The organism is Gemmobacter fulvus, from assembly GCF_018798885.1.
GTDB classification, from domain to species: domain Bacteria; phylum Pseudomonadota; class Alphaproteobacteria; order Rhodobacterales; family Rhodobacteraceae; genus Gemmobacter; species Gemmobacter fulvus.
On the sequence record NZ_CP076361.1, the window covers coordinates 828,289 to 847,782 of the forward strand.

Consider the following 19,494-nt stretch of genomic DNA (forward strand, 5'->3'; position numbering starts at 1 on the left):
GGACAGGATGCGCGCGGCAGGGCACCAAGATCCCAAAACGGGGGCGATCATGGGTATCTTTCTGCGCTGGCTCGGGGCGTTTGTGCTGCTGTCGGCCACCTTCAATCCGACCGACTGGAACTATATCCGCTGGGCCGAGGCGAATTTTGCCAGCCAGATGCCGCTGGCCATCCTGCTCGGGTTGCTGCTGGCGCTGGGATACATGATCTATATCGCCGCCACGCTGCGGTCGATCGGCGTGATAGGCATTGCCTTCATCGCCGCGATCTTTGGCGTGGCGGTGTGGTTTTTCAGCGATCTGGGCTTTCTGACGCTGAGCAACCGCGATCTGAACCTGTGGTTGGGTATTCTTGCGCTGTCGCTGATCCTCGGGGTCGGGCTGAGCTGGTCTATCCTGCGGCAGAAGCTGTCGGGGCAGGCCACCGTCGATCAGGTGGATGAATAGGGCGCAACGCCCCAGACCGCACTGCCGCGCCGGGCCGCCTGTGCCATAACCTCGGGCGCAAAGCCGGAAAAGCCGATCACCAGCCCGCTTTGCGCCGCCGCCAGATACATCGGAGACAGCGCCCGCACACCGAACCCCTGCAGCCGCGCCGCCTGTGCCATCGCGCGGTCATCGCAGCCGTCAGGCAGCGGCAGCAGCAGATGCAGCCCCTGCTCCGGTGGCTGCACCGCAAACCCGGCCCCGTCCAGCGCCGCCACAAGTGCGTCCCGCGCCGCCCGCACGCCGCGCCGCGCCCGGCGCAGGTGGCTGGCAAAATGGCCTTCGCGCAGAAATTCGGCCAGCGTCGCCTCGGCCAGCACCGGCGGATAGCGGTCCACCCGACGCCGCAGCGCGATCACCGGCGCCAGCAGCGCCTCGGGCAGCACCAGATAACCAATGCGCAAACCGGGGAACAGCGCCTTGGAAAAGGTGCCGACATAGATCACCCGTCCTTGCCCATCCATGCCTTGCAGCGCCGTCAGCGGTGGCCCGGCATGGCGGAACTCGCTGTCATAATCATCCTCGATGATCCAGGCCCCGGCCTGCGCCGCCCAGTCGAGCAGCGCCAGACGGCGTGGCATCGACAGAGCCACCCCGGTCGGAAACTGGTGTGACGGCGTGACATAAGCGGCCCGCGCGCCCGCACAGGCGATGATCCCCGCCGCGACATCCAGCCCCTGCGCATCCACCGGCACCGGGATCAGACGCATCTCGCACAGTGCCGCCTTGGCCATCGGATAGCCCGGATCCTCGACCCAGACCGCATCGCCCGGCCCCAGCACCACCCGCGCGATCAGGTCCAGCGCGCCCTGCGTGCCATTGGTCAGCAGGATCTGGTCGGCATGGCAGCGCACCCCGCGCGCCATGCGCAGATACTCTGCCACCTCGGCCCGCAGACCGGCATCGCCGCGCGCATCGCCATAGGCGAATTGAGCGGCGGGCGGGCGGGCCATCTGCCGGTGCAGGATGGCGCGGAACTGATCCAGCGTGCGCCGGTCGGCCAGCGCCAGCCCCAGATCGCCGGGCAAGGCGGCGGGTTCCGGCAGGGGCGCCGCCACCGGCCCCACCACCGGCACATGTGGCACCGCCCCGGCCACGAAGGTACCCGCCCCCACCCGCGCCTCGGCAAACCCATCCGCCACCAGCATCTCGAAGGCCGCAACCACCGCACCGCGTGCCAGCCCAAGCCGTGTCGCTAGGTCGCGTGACGGTGGCAGTTTGGCCCCCGGCGGCAGGGCCCCGCTTTCGATCAGTCGCCGCAGTTCAGCATAAAGCGCCCGCCGCCGTGGCCCGCCCTGCGGCAAGACCGGGATCAGCGCCGACCAATCCGGCACATTGGTCTGATTTATCTGCGCCATATTGGACCTCTTTCAAACCAATATTCTGCGATAGGCAGGCCGGACACAAGCGAGAACAGCCATGACCGATGCAAGCTACCCCGTTTCCCCCCGCAACCGCGCCAAGCGCCGCCACGACCGGGCGCAATATGATCACGAGGCCGTCCATGCCGTGCTGGACGCCGGGTTTCTGTGCCACGTCGCCTATGTGATCGACGGCCAGCCCTATTGCACCCCCACGATCCATTGGCGCGAGGGCGACATGCTGTATTGGCACGGCTCCTCGGCCAGCCGGATGCTGCGCAATCAGAAAGGCGGCACGCCGGTCTGTGTGACAGTCAGCCATCTGGACGGGCTGGTGCTGGCGCGCTCCGGCTTCAACCATTCGGCCAATTACCGATCGGCCATGTGTTTCGGCACGGCGCAGATGGTCGATGATCCGGCCGAAAAGATGCAGCAACTGCATGCCGTCACCGACCGCTTCTTTCCCAACCGGGCCAGATCGCTGCGCGCCATCACGCCGCAAGAGGCAAAGGCCACCATGGTCATCAAGATGAGGATCGAGGAGGCCAGCGCCAAGGTCCGCGATGCGGGCGTGGGCGATGAAGACGAAGACCTCGGCCTGCCGATCTGGGCCGGGGTGATCCCGGTGGAGACGGTGATCCGCGCCGCCACCGACAGCCCGCATCTGCCCGCAGGCGTGACGCGCCCCGCCGAGCTGGATCTTTACGCCCCCGGCAGCCGTCTGGACGTGGCACTGCTGGCCGCCCAAAAGCTCTATCAGCCCGAGTGACAGCGCCGCTTGCGCAGGGGCCATCTTGCGCAAGCGCCCGGATCTGGTGGCAATGGGCTTGCGCCCCTGCCCCCATCCGCCTAGATAGGCGCGTCAGCACATATACGGCGGCCCCATGGAAAACGTCATTCTCACCATCCACCTGATCCTCGCGCTTCTGCTCATCGGCGTCGTGCTGTTGCAGCGCTCCGAAGGCGGCGGTCTCGGCATGGGGGGCGGCGGTGGCGGCAATGGCGTGATGTCCGGCCGTGCGGCAGCGACCGCGCTGACCAAGCTGACCTGGATCTTTGCCGCCGGTTTCATCGTGACCTCGGTCACGCTGACGATCATCGCGGCCCGCAGCGCCGATGGCGGCTCGGTCGTCGATCAGTTCGGCGGCACCGCACCGGCAGCCCAGCAGCCCGCAGCGCCGCTTGGGTCGGATCTGCTGCCGCCCACAGGCACCGATGCCCCGCTGGCCCCGCCGCGCGCCGATCAGGGCACCGCCCCTGCACAGGGCACGGCCCCGGCAGAAGGCACGGCTCCGGTCGAAGGCACTGCCCCGGCAGCGCCCGCAGCCCCCGCGACCAACAACTGATCTGACCACAAAAACTTGTTTGCCTGTCGCGGACAGCGACAGCATCTAGCGGGTCTGTTGCGCTTTGCCGAAAACTCGGCTAAGGCTCAACTCCCGTGATGCTGCGTTGCCTGAAGGGCGAATCGACAGCTTGATTTCGACATTCACGGGGGTCCACCGCATGGCACGTTATATCTTCATCACCGGCGGCGTGGTGTCCTCCCTCGGCAAGGGGCTTGCCTCTGCCGCCTTGGGTGCCCTGCTGCAAGCGCGGGGTTATTCGGTGCGGCTGCGCAAGCTTGACCCCTATCTGAACGTCGACCCCGGCACGATGTCGCCCTTTGAACATGGCGAAGTCTTTGTGACAGATGACGGCGCGGAAACCGATCTCGACCTTGGCCATTACGAACGCTTCACCGGCGTGTCCGCCCGCAAGACCGACAGCGTGTCCTCGGGCCGCATCTATTCCACCGTGCTGGAAAAGGAACGCCGGGGCGACTATCTGGGCAAGACCATTCAGGTCATCCCGCATGTGACCAATGAAATCAAAGACTTCCTGCGCATTGGCGAACAAGAGGTCGATTTCATGCTGTGCGAGATCGGCGGCACCGTCGGCGATATCGAAGGCCTGCCCTTCTTCGAGGCAATCCGCCAGTTCATTCACGAACGCCCGCGCGGCGAATGTATCCTGATGCACCTGACGCTGTTGCCCTATCTGGCGGCGAGCGGAGAGTTGAAAACCAAACCCACCCAGCATTCGGTCAAGGAATTGCAGAGCATCGGCCTTGCCCCTGACGTGCTGCTGCTGCGGTCGGAACATCCGATCCCGGAAAAAGAGCGCGAAAAGATCGCGCTGTTCTGCAATGTACGCAAGGATGCGGTGATTGCGGCCTATGACCTGAAAACCATCTACGAGGCCCCGCTCGCCTATCATCGCGAAGGTCTGGATCAGGCGGTGCTGAACGCCTTTGGCATCGAACCCGCGCCCAAGCCGAACATGGCGCGCTGGGAAGATGTGATGGACCGGCTGGTCCACGCCGAAGGCGAAGTGCGGGTGGCGATTGTCGGCAAATACACCCAGCTGGAAGATGCCTATAAATCCATTGCCGAAGCGCTGACCCATGGCGGCATGGCCAACCGCACCCGCGTGAAGGCCGAATGGATCGACGCCGAGATCTTTGAACGCGAAGACCCCGCGCCGCTTCTGGAACGCTTTCACGCCATTCTGGTGCCGGGCGGTTTTGGCGAACGCGGCACCGAAGGCAAGATCAAGGCGGCACAATATGCCCGCGAAAAAGGCATCCCCTATCTGGGCATCTGCCTCGGGATGCAGATGGCAGTGATCGAGGCTGCCCGCAATCTGGCCGGTCTGACCGATGCGGGATCGGAGGAGTTCGACCACGAATCCGGCGCGAAGCGCTTTACGCCGGTGGTCTATCACCTGAAGGAATGGATTCAGGGCAATCACGTCGTCGCGCGCAAACTCGGTGACGACAAGGGCGGCACGATGCGGCTGGGCGCGTATAACGCCACGCTCACCCCCGGATCGCGGGTGGCGCAGGTCTATGGCAGCACCCAGATCGAGGAACGCCACCGTCACCGCTATGAGGTCGACACCCGCTACAAGGCACAGCTTGAAAGCTGCGGCCTGATCTTTTCCGGCATGAGCCCCGATGGCCGCCTGCCGGAAATCGTCGAGGTGAAGGACCATCCGTGGTATATCGGCGTGCAGTTCCACCCCGAGCTTAAATCCAAACCCTTCGCCCCGCATCCGCTGTTCGCCGATTTTGTGCGCGCCGCGCTGGAAGTGTCGCGCCTGGTGTAAGGGCGCGACAAACAGGCACAGGAAAACCGGCGTAAGAACAGGCTCTTGCGCCGCCGCCTGTGCCTCGTTACGCCTATGCCATGCTGTCGTATCAACATATTTATCACGCCGGAAATCTCGCAGATGTGCAAAAGCATGCGTTGCTTTGCCAGGTGCTTGATTACCTTACGCAAAAAGACAAGCCGCTCAGCTATATCGAAACCCATTCGGGGCGCGGCCTCTATGATCTGGGATCAGACGAGGCGCTGAAAACCGGCGAGGCGGAGTCGGGTATTTCGGTGCTGGAGCGGGCTTTCGCACCGGGGCATCCCTATCGCCAGCGCCTGTCGGAAGTGCGCGCCCGCTATGGCGATGCCGCCTATCCCGGCTCGCCGCTGCTGGCGGCGCTGTGCCTGCGGCCGCAGGACACGCTGCATCTGGCCGAGTTGCATCCGCAGGAACACAAGGCGCTGGCCGAAACGCTGTCGGACTGGGGCGCGCATGTCTACAAGCAGGACGGATTTCAGACCGCCCTCGCCCTCACCCCGCCGACCCCGCGGCGCGGGCTGATGCTGGTGGATCCGTCCTATGAGGTGAAAGAGGATTACGTCACCATTCCCAAGCACCTGCTGGCCGTGTCGCGCAAGTGGAACGTCGGCATCCTGGCGCTGTGGTATCCGATCCTGACCTCGGGCGCGCATGTGCAGATGCTGGAGACGCTGGAAGGCAATCACCCGGATCACCTGCGCCACGAAGTGCGCTTTCCGCCGGTGCGCGACGGGCATCGCATGATCGGATCGGGCATGTTCATCGTGAACCCGCCCTGGGGCACGGCAGAGGCGGCGGCAGACATCACCCGTATTTTCAAAGGCTTGAAATGACATCGCTTCAATTTCATACGCTTGATGTCTTTACCGCCACGCCCTATTGCGGCAATCCGCTTGCGGTGGTTCTGGGGGCCGATGATCTTTCGGCGCAGGACATGCAGACCATGGCCCGCGAATTCAACCTGTCGGAAACGATCTTTGTGCAGGCGCCGGTCAATCCGGCCCATACCGCCCGCGTGCGCATCTTTTTTCCGACAGCCGAGATCCCCTTTGCCGGCCATCCCACCATCGGCTGCGCCATTCTGCTGGCCACCTCGACCCAGCCCGAGGGCGATTTTTCCACCGAGATCCTGCTGGAAGAAGAGGCCGGACTGGTGCCGGTGCGCGTGGTGCGGCGGCGCGAGGAGATCGAGGCCGAGTTCACCGCCCCGGTTCTGCCCAGCGCGGCCCCGGGCACGGCAGCGCCAGAGCTGATCGCGCAGGCACTGGATCTGGTGCCGCAAGACCTTGGCTTTGCCAGCCATCAGCCCGGCATCTGGCAGGGCGGGCCGTCGTTCCTGTATGTGCCCGTCGCGGATCTTGAGGTGCTGGCCCGCGCCCGCCCGATCGAACCCTTCTGGTCCGAACTGATGGACCGCGCTGGGGTGGACAGCGCCTATCTTTACACGCCCGGGGTGGAGTGTGACTTTCAGGCGCGGATGTTTTCGCCCACGGCGGGCATTCCCGAAGATCCGGCCACCGGCTCTGCCACCGCGATTCTGGCCGCGCAGTTGCGCGCGGCCCGTGTGCTGCGGCCCGGCACGCAAAGCTTCACGCTGCATCAGGGGGTCGAGATGGGGCGCCCGTCCACCCTGACCTTGACGGTGGATTACGCGGCGGAGGGCATTACCGCGATGCGGATCCGTGGAACAGCAGTGCATATCTCGCAAGGGCAGATGCGCCGCCCCTGACTGGGCTGCGCGGGGCTCCTGTCCTGTTCACGGCAAGATGAGGTCGCCGCCGGTTGGACAGACCTGCCGCTGCGGGTTAGGCTGCGGCCATGTTTGACGCATTGCTCCGCCGTTTGCTGGCCCCCGCCCCCACCGCCCTTGCCGCCCCCGAGGCGCATCTGGCCCTTGCCGCGCTTCTGGTGCGCGTGGCCCGTGCCGATGGCACCTATGATCCCACCGAGGCGCTGCGGATCGACCGTGTTCTGGCGGCTCTGTATCAGCTGTCGCCCTTTGCCGCCGCGCAGCTGCGCGCCGAGGCCGAACAGCTGGAGACCGAGGCCCCCGATACCGTCCGCTTCACCCGCGCCTTGAAAGAGGCGGTGCCGCTGGACCAGCGGGCCGCCCTGATGGAGGGCCTGTGGTCGGTGGCGCTGGCCGATGGTGGCCGGGGCGATGAAGAGGATCAGATCATCCGGCTGGTCGCCAATCTGCTGGGCCTCACCGACCGCGACTCGGCCCTGGCCCGGCAAAGGGTGGAGCGCGGCGCATGATTGCCGCGCTTGGCATGTATGACCGGGCCGAACTGACCGCGACCACTGACCGGTATTGGGCGTTGATCCGGGATCACCTGCGCGCCGATGGCATTGCCGCGCCCGACGGGCTGACCCGCGATGCCCGCGCCTGGTGGGACGGTTGGCAATCGCCCGATCTGCTGCTGTCGCAGACCTGCGGATTTCCCTATCGCGCGCGGCTGCATGGGCAGGTGACGCTGATCGGCACCCCGGATTATGGCATCGAAGGCTGCCCGCCCGGCCATTATTACAGCGTCTTCATCGCCCGGCGCGATGATCCGCGCAGCGGTCTGGCGGCCTTTGCGCAGACGGGCTTTGCCTTCAACGAAGACCTGTCGCAATCGGGCTGGGCGGCGGCGGCGAATCATGTGGCGGCGCTTGGCCTGCCGCTGACCCCGGTGCTGCGCAGTGGCGGCCATGTGCTGTCGGCGCAGGCGGTGGCCGCCGGGCGGGCCGATTGGGCCGCGCTGGATGCGGTGACATGGCGGTTGCTCTGCGCCCATGATCCGGCCCTTGCCACGCAGCTGCGCGTGATCGGGCACAGCGCACCGACGCCCGGCCTGCCCTATATCACCGCAAGATCGCGCGACCCGGCCCCGCTGTTCACCGCCATTCAGGCCGCCATTGCAGCCCTGCGGCCAGCGGACAGGGCTGCCCTTGGCCTGCGTGGATTGGTGGCGATTCCGCCCGACGCCTATCTTGCCATTCCGATCCCGCCTGCGCCCGTTCTGGCAGCCGATTGATCACTTTGCGCAAGGTCACTGCTCGTTTTGCAGGCAGCGCTGATTGTTTCGACACAAATGCCGTTGCAAAGCGCCGGAATTTCGTCCCTACTTCGTCGTCAGGGAGCCTTCTGAGGCCAACGATAAGCGAGAAACCGTGACTGCCGACCGTATTGCCAGAACCCCGGACTCCGACGTGCCGGTGATTGAAATTCGTGACCTCCACAAGAGCTATGGCCAGTTGGAAGTGTTGAAGGGCGTGGACCTGAAGGCACCGAAGGGGAATGTGATTTCCCTCATCGGCTCGTCCGGGTCCGGCAAATCGACCTTGCTGCGCTGCTGCAACCTGCTGGAGGACAGCCAGCAGGGCGAGATCCTGTTTGAAGGCGAAGCGGTGCATTGGAAGGGCAGCGGCCTTCACCGGCACCCTGCCGACAAGGCGCAGGTCTTGCGGATCCGCACCAATCTGTCGATGGTGTTCCAGCAGTTCAACCTGTGGTCCCACCTGACCATCCTGCAAAATGTGATGGAGGCGCCGGTGACCGTTCTGAAACGCGATCCCGCCGAAGTGGAAGCCAAGGCGCGCGAATATCTGGCCAAAGTGGGCATTGTCGAAAAATGCGATGCTTGGCCCGCCCAACTGTCGGGTGGCCAGCAGCAACGCGCGGCAATTGCGCGTGCCCTGTGCATGGAACCCCGTGCCCTGCTGTTTGATGAACCGACCTCTGCGCTTGACCCCGAGCTGGAACAAGAGGTGGTCAAGGTGATCAAGGCGCTGGCCGAAGAGGGGCGCACCATGATCATCGTGACCCATGACATGAAACTGGCGGCGGATGTATCCGATCACACGATCTTCCTGCATCAGGGCAGGATCGAAGAGGAAGGCCCGCCAGGAACCCTGTTCGGAAACCCGCAGACCGAGCGTCTGCGCGGCTTCCTGTCTGCGACGATGGCCTGAAACAGGCTCCAAAATACCACAGCCACCAACAGCTATCCAACGGGAGACCATAATGAAAAAGCTGATCCTGGCCACCGCGCTCATGGCTTTGTCCACCGGCATGGCGGCGGCGCAGACCGTGCGTCTGGGCACCGAAGGCGCCTACCCCCCCTTCAACTTCATCGACGATGCCGGCAATGTGGCGGGCTTTGAGCGTGAAGTGGGCGACGAGCTGTGCAAACGCGCCGGGCTGACCTGCGAATGGGTCACCAACGAATGGGATTCGATCATCCCGAACCTGCAATCGGGCAATTATGATGTGATCATCGCCGGGATGAGCATCACCGACGAGCGTGAAGAAGTGCTTGATTTTTCGGAAAACTACTTCCCGCCGGCCGCTTCGGCCTATGTCGGGCTGACGGCTGATGCCGATATCAAGGGCGGCGTCGTCTCGGCGCAGACCGGCACGATTCAGGCAGGGTATGTGGCTGAATCCGGGGCCACGCTGCTGGAATTCGCCACCCCCGATGAAACCATCGCCGCCGTGCGCAATGGCGAATCCGTGGCGGTGTTTGCCGACAAGGACTTCCTGAAACCCTATGTCGACCAGTCGAATGGCGAGCTGACCTTCGTGGGCGAAGAAGTCGCTCTGGGCGGCGGCGTCGGCATGGGCTTCCGTGACAGCGATGACGAGCTGCGCGGCAAGTTCGACGAAGCGATCAAATCCATGAAGGCCGATGGCACGCTCAATGCCGCCATCGAAAAACACTTCGGCGCAGAAACCAAGAAGTTCTGATGCTTTGACCCGCCCCTGCCGTATTGTCGGCAGGGGCATTTTATATCCCCGGACCGCCCATGTTCAGCTCCTGCGCCGACCCCAAGACACTTGAGGGCCTATCCTGGCTCATATGCTATCTGACCACCGGAAAACACATTGATTTCTATTGGTCTTTCCTGACGGTGCTGACGCTGCTGGCGGTCACGGCCCCCGTGGCCATGGCCTTCGGCTTTGGCGGGGCGATGGCGGCGCGCAGCCATGTGCTGCCGATCCGGCTGTTCGGCAAGGGCTATACCGCGATGGTGCGCGGTGTGCCCGATATCGTGTTTTTCCTGTTTTTCGTCATCGCGCTCGATCAGGGGATCGAGTGGATGAAACATCAGGTGGTCTGCCCGGACTGGACGCAACCGATCCGTCAGGGCATGGAATTCCGCGTCTGCCCCGAAGCCAAGGTGCCCTTGGGCAATTCGGCGCAGATCTGGCATCAGCTCTATGGTTTTGCGCTGGCGGTGTTCACCTTTGCCATCGTGTTCGGTGCCTTTGCCGCCAATGTGCTGTATGGTGCGATGGGGGCTGTGCCGCGGGCGCAGCTTGAAACCGCCGAAAGCTATGGCATGACGCCCCGGCAGGTGTTCCGCCGCATCCTTGTGCCGCAGATGTGGGTCTATGCCCTGCCCGGCCTGTCGAATCTGTGGATGATCCTGATCAAGGCCACGCCGCTGCTGTTCCTGCTGGGGGTCAAGGACATCGTTTACTGGGCGCGCGAGCTGGGCAGCGCCAAGACGCAGGCCTATGCCTTTCCGCACCCGGACTGGCGCCTGTGGTATTTTCTGTTCCTGCTCGCGGTCTATCTGGTGATGACGCGCTGTTCGGAAATCGTGCTGGGGCGGCTGTCCGCCCGGCTCAGCAAAGGACAGGCCACCGCCGCCGGTGAAGCCCAGCGGAGGGTCGTGCAATGAGCTGCCTTGAAACCATCGGTCAATATGCCTTCCGAAGCCTCGGTTATGGCGAAAAGCTGTTGCCGCGCACGGACTTCACCCTGTGCCAGCAATTCACGCTCATCGGATCGGGCCTGATCTGGAACATCTATTTCGGCGTGCTGGCGCTGACCTTCGGCTTCTTTCTGGCCAATGCGCTGGCCATGGCCAAGGCGGCGCAGAATCCGTGGATCCGCAAGCCTGCGGAGTGGTTCATCTTCGTGTTCCGCGGCTCGCCCTTGTTCATCCAGTTCTTTCTGGCCTATGCGGCGCTGGTGATGCTGCCACGCGGCGGCATCGACCTGTTCGGCCTGCATATTCCCACGGCCTGGCTCACCTCGGCCTGGGCCGGGGCGCTGATCGTGCTGTTCCTGAATACCGCCGCCTATACCGCCGAAATCTTCTATGGCGCGCTGCGCTCGATCCCGAAGGGCGATCTTGAGGCGGCCGAGGCATACGGGCTGACCGGCTGGGCCAAATATCGCCGGATCCAGTGGCCCACCATGCTGAGGCTGGGCTGGCCCGCCTATACCAACGAGGCGATCTTCCTGTTCCACGCCACCACATTGGTATTCTTTTCCGGCTTTCCGGCGTTCCAGCAGCGGGGTGACGCGCTCTATTACGCCAATTACTTTGCGGACAAGACCTTCAACCCCTTTGTGCCCTATCCGATCGTCGCCTTTTATTTCATCCTTCTGACCTTCGCGCTGATCGGTGTGTTCGGTTTTGTGAACAGACGGCTGAACCGGCACCTGCCAAGCAACACCCGCAGCAAAATTCGCTTGCGTCCACAGCTGATCCGATAGTAGGCTATATTTGATCAAATTCTTCGGGCCGTCGCCCGGACCACACCACGTGGCGTCCCCTGCCCCAACGGGCGGGTGCGGACGGAGACAGGATCGAAAAAGGGAGAAAGGACCAAGGGCATGGTCCTCATACCCGCCCCGTTTCAGGCTGATGGCCTGCTGTGGCGCGGTGTGATCCGTGCCAAGGCCTTCACGTGTGAGAGAATGAAAGACTGGCTGAGAAAGCACCCCGAGGTGCGCACGATCCGTGTGGCGGCTGCCGATCTGAATGGGCAGGCGCGCGGCAAGCGCATCCCGGCACGCTTTGCCGAAAATGTGGTCAAGAACGGGACGCGCTTCCCCTTCTCTGTCCTCAACCTCGATATCTGGGGCGAAGACATCGACGACAGCCCGTTGGTGTTCGAACAGGGCGACCAAGATGGCGTGCTGAAACCCACCGAACGCGGCTTCATGCCGATGCCCTGGCTGGAAGCGCCAACCGCGCTGCTGCCGATCTGGATGTTCCGCGAAAACGGCACCCCCTATGAAGGCGACCCGCGCCATGCGCTGCGCGCCGTGGTGGACCGCTACAAGGCCAAGGGGCTGACCCCGGTCTGCGCCATGGAGCTGGAGTTCTTCCTGATCGACGATTCGGGCAAATCGCTGCAAGTGCCGCCCTCGCCCCGGTCGGGCAAGCGGCGCAAGGCGTCGGAAACCCTGTCGATCCGGGCGCTGGACGCCTTTGATACTTTCTTTACCGATCTCTATGACGCCTGCGAGGCGATGGACATTCCGGCCGATACTTCCACATCGGAAACCGGCCTGGGCCAGTTCGAGGTCAATCTGATGCATTGCGACGACGCCCTGCGCGCCGCCGATGATGCCTGGCTGTTCAAGATGCTGGTGAAGGGTCTGGCGCGGCGCCATGGCTTTGCCGCCAGCTTCATGGCGAAACCCTATCCGGAATATTCCGGCTCTGGCCTGCACACGCATTTTTCGGTGCTGGATGCCAAGGGCGAGAACATCTTTGACAGCGGTGGGCCGAAAGGCACGGCGGTGCTGCGTCATGCGGTGGCGGGCTGCCTGAATGCGATGCACGATTCCACGCTGATCTTCGCGCCCCATGCCAACAGCTATGAACGGCTGGTTCCGGGCAAACACGCGCCCACCGCGATCAGCTGGGGTTATGAGAACCGCACCGCCTCGATCCGCATCCCGGCGGGCAGCCCTTCGGCGCGGCGGATCGAACACCGGATCGCGGGCGGCGATGTGAACCCCTATCTGATGCTGGCCGCCATTCTGGGTGCGGCGCTGAACGGCATCGAGGATGCGCAGGAACCGGCGGCCCCGATCACCGGCAATGCCTATGCGATGGAGGGTCTGCCGCAGATCCCCGAAAGCTGGGAAGCCGCAATCGAGGCCTTCGATTCCTCGGATACGCTGTCGCGGTTCCTGCCCAAAGAGCTGATCCGCAACTATGTGCTGACCAAGCGGCAGGAGCTGCATTATCTGGCCGAACTGACGCCGGAAGAACAGGTCGAGCTTTATCTCGACACCGTGTGACGCGACACCGCCCCCCTTGCCGACAAGGGGGGCGGGTTGCTACATTTTCCCTGCATCAATAGCGGACCTTCCATGCTGATCGGCATCCTGCAAACCGGCCTCGCGCCCGACACTCTGGCAGCAGAGATGGGCGATTACCCCGATATGTTTGCGCGCCTGCTGCGCGACGAGGGGTTCACCTTCCGCACGTATCGTGTGGTGGACATGGAATTTCCCGCCGATGTGCATGAATGCGACGGCTGGCTGATCACCGGCTCGCGCCATGGGGTCTACGAAGATCACCCTTTCATCAAGCCGCTGGAAGCGCTGATCCGCACGGCCTATGCCGAGGCGGTGCCGCTGGTCGGCATCTGCTTTGGCCATCAGATCATTGCGCAGGCTTTGGGTGGCAAGGTGGAGCGCTATGAAAAAGGCTGGTCGGTTGGCCCGACCGACTATGATTTCAACGGCGAAACCCTTACGCTGAATGCGTGGCACCGCGATCAGGTGGTGGAAAAACCCGCCATGGCCGATGTGGTGGCGACAAACGGCTTTTGTGAAAATGCGGCGCTGGTCTATGGCGACCGTGCATTCACAGTGCAGGCCCACCCTGAATTCAAGGATGAATTCGTGGACGGGCTGATCAAGACGCGGGGCAAGGGCGTTGTCCCCGATGCGGTGATGCAGGCGGCCGGCGCGCGTCTGGGCACACCGATCCATGACCAGACGATTGCGCGCCGGATTGCGGACTTTTTCAGAACCCCGCGCGGGTAGCTTCCGCGCTGGACATCCCTCATGGCCATTGGCCAAAACCAAGAGTGTGACTCATGTCCGATTGGACAAGCAAGCTGCCCGAGGCAGCCCGGACCTATATTGCCAGCCGCCGTGTGGATGAGGTTGAATGCGTGATCGGCGACATTGCCGGTGTGGCGCGGGGCAAGGCGATGCCCGCCGCGAAATTCGGCAAGCAGACCAGCTATTTCCTGCCGAATTCGATCTTCCTGCAAACCATCACCGGCGAATGGGCCGATAACCCGTTTGATGCCTTTACCGAACCGGACATGATCCTTGTGCCGGATTTCAGCACCGCAACCGCCGCGCCCTGGACCGCGGATGTGACGTTGCAGGTGATCCATGACGCCGAGGATCAGCAGGGCAATCCGGTGCCGTTCAGCCCGCGCAACGTGCTGCGCCGGGTGGTCGATCTGTTCAAGGCTCAGGGCTGGACCCCGGTTGTTGCCCCGGAAATGGAATTTTTCCTGACCGCCCGCAACATCGACCCCAATATGCCGATCGAACCGCCGATGGGCCGCACCGGGCGGCGCGCTGCCGCGAAACAGGCTTATTCAATGTCGGCCATTGATGAATATGGCAAGGTGATCGACGATATCTATGACTTTGCCGAAGCGCAGGGGCTGGAGATCGACGGTATCCTGCAAGAAGGCGGCGCGGGCCAGATCGAGCTGAACCTCGCCCATGGCGATCCGGTGCGGCTGGCGGATGAGGTTTTCTTCTTCAAGCGGCTGATCCGCGAGGCGGCACTGCGCCACGATTGTTTTGCCACCTTCATGGCGAAACCGATTGCGGGCGAACCCGGATCGGCCATGCACATTCACCATTCGGTGGTGGACAGCAAGACCGGCAAGAACATCTTTTCCGACAAGAAGGGCGGCGAGACCGAGGCGTTTCTGCACTTCATCGCAGGGATGCAGAACCACTTGCCCGCCGCCATCGCGCTGCTGGCCCCCTATGTGAACAGCTATCGCCGCTACGTTCCCGATTTTGCCGCACCGATCAATCTGGAATGGGGCCGCGACAACCGCACCACCGGCCTGCGCGTGCCGATTTCCGGCCCCGAGGCGCGGCGGGTGGAAAACCGCCTGCCCGGCATGGATTGCAACCCCTATCTGGGCATCGCAGCCAGCCTTGCCTGCGGGTATCTGGGCCTGATGGAAGGCAAGTTGCCGCGCGCCGAATGCACGGTGAACGCCTATATCGACAGCGACGACATCCCCTATAACCTCGGTGATGCGCTGGACCTGCTGGAAGAGGACAGCGCCTTCCGCGGTGTGCTGGGCGAGACCTTCTGTGGCGTCTACAATTCGGTCAAGCGCAACGAATACAAAGAGTTCCTGCAAGTCATCAGCCCGTGGGAGCGTCAGCATCTGTTGCTGAACGTCTGATACCCTCATGAATTTGCTGTTTGCCAATGACAGGCCGGGGGAATACCCGGCCTCCTATTATGCCGCAACGGCTGCGCCGCTGGCCGAGTTTGCGCCGCTGCAAGGCGATACACGCGCCGATGTCTGCGTGATCGGCGGCGGTTATACCGGCCTTTCGGCGGCGCTCCATCTGGCGCAGGCCGGGCGCCGGGTGCTGCTGCTGGAGGCGCATCGCGTCGGCTTTGGCGCCTCGGGGCGCAATGGCGGGCAGGTCGGCTCGGGTCAGCGGCTGGATCAGGATGCGATGGAACGCATCGCCGGGGTTGAAAATGCCCGGCGCTACTGGGCTCTGGCCGAAGAGGCCAAGGCTCTGGTGCGCACGCTGATCACCGATCACGCCATGCCGGTGCGCTTTCATCCCGGTGTGGCCCATGCCTGTTGGTCGGCGCGGGAAGTGCGCGATGCCCATGCCTATGCCGAAAAGCTCCACCGCGAGTATGGCTACGATCAACTGGAACCGCTGGACCGAAACGGCATCCGCGATCTGATCGGATCCGAAGCCTATCATGGCGGCGAGATCGACTGGGGCGCCGGCCATGTCCATCCGCTCAATTACGCCATCGGGCTGGCGCAGGCGGCGACCGGCGCCGGGGCGGTGATCCACGAGCGCAGCCTTGTGCACAGCATCACCCATGGCACCAAGGTTGTGGTGCAGACCGATCAGGGCCGGGTGACGGCGGATCAGGTGATCCTGGCCTGCAACGGCTATCTGGGCGGGCTGGAGCCGAAAGTGGCTGCCAAGGTGATGCCGATCAACAATTTTATCGTGGCAACCGAACCTCTGGGTGATCGCGCCGCCGACCTTCTGGCACAGCCGGTGGCGGTGGCCGATACCAAATTCGTGGTGAATTACTGGCGGCTGTCCGAGGATAACCGGCTGCTGTTCGGCGGCGGTGAAAGCTATGGCTGGGCCTTCCCCGACATCGTTAAAACCGTGCGCAAACCGATGCTAGAGGTCTATCCGCAACTGCGCGACGCCCGCATTGATTACGCCTGGGGCGGCACCCTGGCGATCACCATGAACCGCCTGCCCTGCTTTACCCGTGTGGCACCGAATGTCCTGTCGGCCTCGGGTTATTCCGGGCATGGGGTGGCGATGGCGACATTGGCGGGCAAGCTGATGGCCGAGGCGATGCGCGGCCAGTCGGAGCGGTTCGATCTGATGGCCGCCCTGCCGCAACCGCGTTTCCCGGGCGGCGTGGCGCTGCGCTGGCCGCTGCTGGTGCTGGCGATGACGTGGTTTTCTCTGCGCGACCGTCTGGGGGTCTGACCCCGTTGCAGCGGGCGGAAATCCCCGCTGCGACGCTCCGTCATGAACTTGTTGCTGGAAAATCGGGCAGCGGGCGCTTACAGCTTTCCTGAAGAGACTTTTCAGGAAAGCCGAAAATGGCCGCTGACGGACCGATCACCGCCCCCAATGTCTATGATGCCGAACCGATCCCCGAGGCCGCACGGGCCGAGATTGACCGGCTGCTCGCCTCGGGCGATCTGTTCCGCTACACCGCCCCCGAAGGCGCACCCGTCGCGCTGCTGGAGGCCGAATTTGCTGAACTTCTGGGCGCGCGTTATGCGCTGGCTGTCAGCTCCTGTTCGGCTGCGCTGTTCCTGTCGCTGAAGGCGCTGGACCTGCCGCGCGATGCGCGGGTGCTGATCCCGGCCTTTACCTTTGCCGCCGTGCCCTCGGCGGTGATCCATGCCGATTGCGTGCCGGTTCTGGTCGAGGTCGGCGCGAATTACCGGGTGGATATGGCGGATTTCGCCGCCAAGCTGCCCGGGGCTGCCTGTGTGCTGATCAGCCATATGCGCGGCCATACTTCGGATATGGATGCGATCATGGCGGCCTGCGATGCCGCAGGCGTGCCGGTGGTTGAAGATGCGGCCCATTCGCTTGGCACCACATGGCATGGCCGCAATATCGGCACGGTCGGGAAGATCGGCTGTTTCAGCTTTCAGTCCTACAAGATGATCAATGCGGGCGAAGGCGGCATCCTGATCACCGATGATCCCGAACTGGCCGCCCGCGCCGTCATCATGTCGGGCGCCTATGAGCATAACTGGAAAAAACATGCCGGGCTGCAAAACAGCTATATGCTGTGGCAGAACCGGCTGCCGCTCTACAACATGCGGATGCAGAACCTGTCGGCGGCGGTGATCCGCCCGCAATTGCCGGAACTCGCGCGGCGCGTGGCGCAGGGCCGGTTCAACCACGATCATGTCGCAGCCCGGCTGAACAGCAGCCCCTGGCTGGAGGTGCCCGCTCCGCTGGCCCCGGAACAGCGCGCCCCGGATTCGATCCAGTTCAATCTGACAGGCTTTGCCTCGGATGATCAGGCCCGTGCCTATCAGGCCGCCGCCAAGGCGCGCGGCGTGTCGGTGCAGATCTTCGGGCTGAACGATGACAACGCCCGCGCCTTCTGGAACTGGCAGTTCCTCGGGCCGCAAGCGGATCTGCCGCAGACCCGGGCGATGCTGATGCGCGCCTGCGACGTGCGGCTGCCCACCCGGCTGACGCTGGCGGAACTGGATTTCATCGCCACCGCTCTGGTCGCCGCCGCCACTGATGTGCAGGCTATCGCAGCCTGATCTGCCCCGAAAGCCAGGGCCAGCTGGCGCAGGCGGGGGTGACAACCTGCGCCTGCAACAGCCCACGCAGCCGGTCGGCCACCTGAGCAGGCATATCCTGCAAGGCACCGGCCCGCGCGCTGAGCGTGATGACCCGATCCAGCGCGCCGAATGGCAGGGGCAGCACCTGCACCGCATCGCGGAACCGCGCCGCGTGATGCAGCGCCAGCGGCGTGAGGATCGACCAGCCCTGCCCCGCCGCCACCATGGCCAGAATGGCATGATAGCTGTCCAACTCGAACCGGGTCGACAGCACGAGGTTTTGCCCCGCCAGATGCGCCGCGACCTGCCGCCCCATGAAATGCCGCGCCGAATAGCGGATCAGCGGCAGCGCCCGCAGCGCCGCAGCGGTGCCTCCCACCCCCGGTGGTGCGACCACCACAAAGGGTTCGGTCAGCAATGGATGGATTTCCAGCCCCGCCTCGCTGGGCTGCGCCGCCCCCAGATCGGCGGCCACTACCATGTCCAGCGCCCGCGCCTCCAGCAGATCATGCAGACGATGGCTGGCCCCAGTTTCCAGCAGAAAGCGGCAACTGCGCAGATCCTGCGCCAAAGCTTCGAGCAGGCGCGGGGTGACATCGGCATCCAGATCCTCGATCACGCCCAGACGCAGCGTGGTCAGGCCTGACAGATCGGCCATTGCCAGTTCCGCCTGCGCCTCTTGCGCCGCATCGCGGATGGTCTGGGCATGGCGCAGGAACATCGCCCCTGCAGGCGTCACCCGGATCGGGCGCGCACCCCGGTCCAGGAGGGTTGTGCCCAAGGCCGCCTCCAGCCCGGACAGCTGCTGGCTGACCGCCGAAGGGCTGGCCCCCAGCCGCCGCGCTGCAGCGGAAATCGCGCCCTCCCCGACGGTGGCGAGGAAAACTTCGATCCCCCAGAGCGTGACCCGCCCCGAAGGCTCCGTCATGGTGCGGGCCGCATGGTCTGCGCCCGGATCAGAGCTTGGAAAGTTTGGATTGCAGATCGGCGAGCTGTTTCTTGATCTGCGCCAACTCGTCCCCCTTGGCGGCGGGTTTGTCGCCCTCTTCCTTTTCGGGACCAGAGCCGGACCAGCCCGGCAGGCCGCCCATCATGGTTTTCATGAAAACTTCCTGCTGCTTGCGCATCGCCTCGAACCCCGGCACGGCGGCAATCGGGTTCGGGAAAGTTGTCAAGTTTTCCAACATCTTGGATTGCCCGTCGCGCAGCATTTCAAACGACGCGGCCAGAAACTGCGGCACCACGCTCTGCATTTCGGTGGTGTAGCTGCGCACCAGATCGGTCAACACGCCGATCGGCAAGACATTCTCGCCCTTGCTTTCATGCTCTGCCACGATCTGCAGCAGATACTGGCGCGTCAGATCATCGCCGGATTTCAGATCGACAATCTGCACCTCGCGCCCGGCGCGGATGAAGCCTGCAATATCCTCCAGCGTGACATAATCACTGGTTTCGGTGTTGTAGAGACGGCGGCTGGCATAGCGTTTGATCAGCAGCGGCTTGTCGGTATTGGCCATGGCGGCGCCCTCCCAATTCTTTGCGCTTGCAGAGAAGCTTAGGGCAGCAGCGCAGCAAAAGGAAAGCAAAAAGAAAGGGCGGACCAAAGGCCCGCCCCACGCATCCAT

At 63.8% G+C, this 19,494-nt stretch carries 20 protein-coding genes; 17 read left to right on the forward strand and 3 right to left on the reverse strand.

Annotated elements, in window-relative coordinates:
* The first annotated feature begins 49 nt into the window (after window positions 1-49).
* Window positions 50-445: a DUF6524 family protein gene (locus KM031_RS04070; RefSeq protein WP_215503282.1), complete on the forward strand. Its 396-nt coding sequence runs from the start codon at window positions 50-52 to the stop codon at window positions 443-445.
* Here the strand turns inward: KM031_RS04070 and pdxR are convergent.
* The gene (pdxR, locus tag KM031_RS04075; RefSeq protein WP_215503283.1) at window positions 430-1,842 is read right to left on the reverse strand and encodes a MocR-like pyridoxine biosynthesis transcription factor PdxR; all 1,413 of its coding nucleotides are present in this window, start codon (window positions 1,840-1,842) and stop codon (window positions 430-432) included. The two genes, KM031_RS04070 and pdxR, sit on opposite strands and share 16 nt — an antisense overlap.
* 61 nt (window positions 1,843-1,903) lie before the next feature.
* Here pdxR and KM031_RS04080 point away from each other — a divergent pair, with 61 nt between their 5' ends.
* The 16 genes from KM031_RS04080 to KM031_RS04155 all read left to right on the forward strand — a co-directional run bounded on the left by KM031_RS04080 (window position 1,904) and on the right by KM031_RS04155 (window position 17,848).
* Window positions 1,904-2,614 carry a pyridoxamine 5'-phosphate oxidase family protein gene (locus KM031_RS04080; RefSeq protein WP_215503284.1) on the forward strand — a complete coding sequence of 237 codons (711 nt, stop codon included), beginning with the start codon at window positions 1,904-1,906 and terminating at the stop codon, window positions 2,612-2,614.
* 115 nt (window positions 2,615-2,729) lie between these two features.
* Complete coding sequence (gene secG / locus KM031_RS04085) at window positions 2,730-3,191, forward strand: preprotein translocase subunit SecG (RefSeq protein ID WP_215503285.1); 462 nt, start codon at window positions 2,730-2,732, stop codon at window positions 3,189-3,191.
* Between the two features lie 160 nt (window positions 3,192-3,351).
* Entirely contained in the window at window positions 3,352-4,995 is a 1,644-nt protein-coding gene (gene pyrG, locus KM031_RS04090) for a CTP synthase (protein ID WP_215503286.1), read from the forward strand.
* 80 nt (window positions 4,996-5,075) lie between these two features.
* Window positions 5,076-5,855, forward strand: coding sequence for a 23S rRNA (adenine(2030)-N(6))-methyltransferase RlmJ (locus KM031_RS04095; RefSeq protein WP_215503287.1), 780 nt, complete (start codon window positions 5,076-5,078; stop codon window positions 5,853-5,855).
* On the forward strand, window positions 5,852-6,751 hold the full coding sequence (locus tag KM031_RS04100) for a PhzF family phenazine biosynthesis protein (RefSeq protein WP_215503288.1): 900 nt from the start codon (window positions 5,852-5,854) through the stop codon (window positions 6,749-6,751). Before KM031_RS04095 ends, KM031_RS04100 begins: the two co-directional genes overlap by 4 nt.
* Window positions 6,752-6,840: 89 nt before the next feature.
* Window positions 6,841-7,281, forward strand: coding sequence for a tellurite resistance TerB family protein (locus KM031_RS04105; RefSeq protein WP_215503289.1), 441 nt, complete (start codon window positions 6,841-6,843; stop codon window positions 7,279-7,281).
* Complete coding sequence (locus KM031_RS04110; protein WP_215503290.1) at window positions 7,278-8,045, forward strand: phosphate/phosphite/phosphonate ABC transporter substrate-binding protein; 768 nt, start codon at window positions 7,278-7,280, stop codon at window positions 8,043-8,045. Before KM031_RS04105 ends, KM031_RS04110 begins: the two co-directional genes overlap by 4 nt.
* A 136-nt stretch (window positions 8,046-8,181) precedes the next feature.
* The gene (locus KM031_RS04115; protein WP_305798388.1) at window positions 8,182-8,982 is read left to right on the forward strand and encodes an ABC transporter ATP-binding protein; all 801 of its coding nucleotides are present in this window, start codon (window positions 8,182-8,184) and stop codon (window positions 8,980-8,982) included.
* Between the two features lie 52 nt (window positions 8,983-9,034).
* A complete protein-coding gene (locus KM031_RS04120) occupies window positions 9,035-9,757 on the forward strand; it encodes a transporter substrate-binding domain-containing protein (RefSeq protein WP_215503291.1) in 723 nt (240 codons plus the stop codon).
* 59 nt (window positions 9,758-9,816) lie between these two features.
* Window positions 9,817-10,698 (forward strand): ABC transporter permease, encoded by an 882-nt coding sequence (locus KM031_RS04125; RefSeq protein WP_215503292.1) that lies wholly within the window; start codon window positions 9,817-9,819, stop codon window positions 10,696-10,698.
* A complete protein-coding gene (locus KM031_RS04130) occupies window positions 10,695-11,522 on the forward strand; it encodes an ABC transporter permease (RefSeq protein ID WP_215503293.1) in 828 nt (275 codons plus the stop codon). The genes KM031_RS04125 and KM031_RS04130 overlap by 4 nt, the downstream gene beginning before the upstream one ends.
* Window positions 11,523-11,726: 204 nt before the next feature.
* A complete protein-coding gene (locus KM031_RS04135; protein WP_215503928.1) occupies window positions 11,727-13,064 on the forward strand; it encodes a glutamine synthetase family protein in 1,338 nt (445 codons plus the stop codon).
* Window positions 13,065-13,136: 72 nt separating this feature from the next.
* Entirely contained in the window at window positions 13,137-13,817 is a 681-nt protein-coding gene (locus KM031_RS04140; RefSeq protein ID WP_215503294.1) for a type 1 glutamine amidotransferase, read from the forward strand.
* 53 nt (window positions 13,818-13,870) lie between these two features.
* Window positions 13,871-15,226 carry a glutamine synthetase family protein gene (locus tag KM031_RS04145; RefSeq protein ID WP_215503295.1) on the forward strand — a complete coding sequence of 452 codons (1,356 nt, stop codon included), beginning with the start codon at window positions 13,871-13,873 and terminating at the stop codon, window positions 15,224-15,226.
* Between the two features lie 7 nt (window positions 15,227-15,233).
* The gene (locus KM031_RS04150) at window positions 15,234-16,535 is read left to right on the forward strand and encodes an NAD(P)/FAD-dependent oxidoreductase (protein ID WP_215503296.1); all 1,302 of its coding nucleotides are present in this window, start codon (window positions 15,234-15,236) and stop codon (window positions 16,533-16,535) included.
* Window positions 16,536-16,651: 116 nt separating this feature from the next.
* On the forward strand, window positions 16,652-17,848 hold the full coding sequence (locus KM031_RS04155; protein WP_215503297.1) for a DegT/DnrJ/EryC1/StrS family aminotransferase: 1,197 nt from the start codon (window positions 16,652-16,654) through the stop codon (window positions 17,846-17,848).
* On the opposite strand, the gene KM031_RS04160 is transcribed toward KM031_RS04155, so the two are convergent.
* Together KM031_RS04160 and phaR are read right to left on the reverse strand one after the other, a co-directional pair.
* The gene (locus KM031_RS04160; protein WP_215503298.1) at window positions 17,835-18,797 is read right to left on the reverse strand and encodes a LysR family transcriptional regulator; all 963 of its coding nucleotides are present in this window, start codon (window positions 18,795-18,797) and stop codon (window positions 17,835-17,837) included. The genes KM031_RS04155 and KM031_RS04160 overlap by 14 nt on opposite strands.
* A 28-nt stretch (window positions 18,798-18,825) precedes the next feature.
* On the reverse strand, window positions 18,826-19,386 hold the full coding sequence (gene phaR / locus KM031_RS04165) for a polyhydroxyalkanoate synthesis repressor PhaR (protein ID WP_215503299.1): 561 nt from the start codon (window positions 19,384-19,386) through the stop codon (window positions 18,826-18,828).
* Window positions 19,387-19,494: the final 108 nt, after the last annotated feature.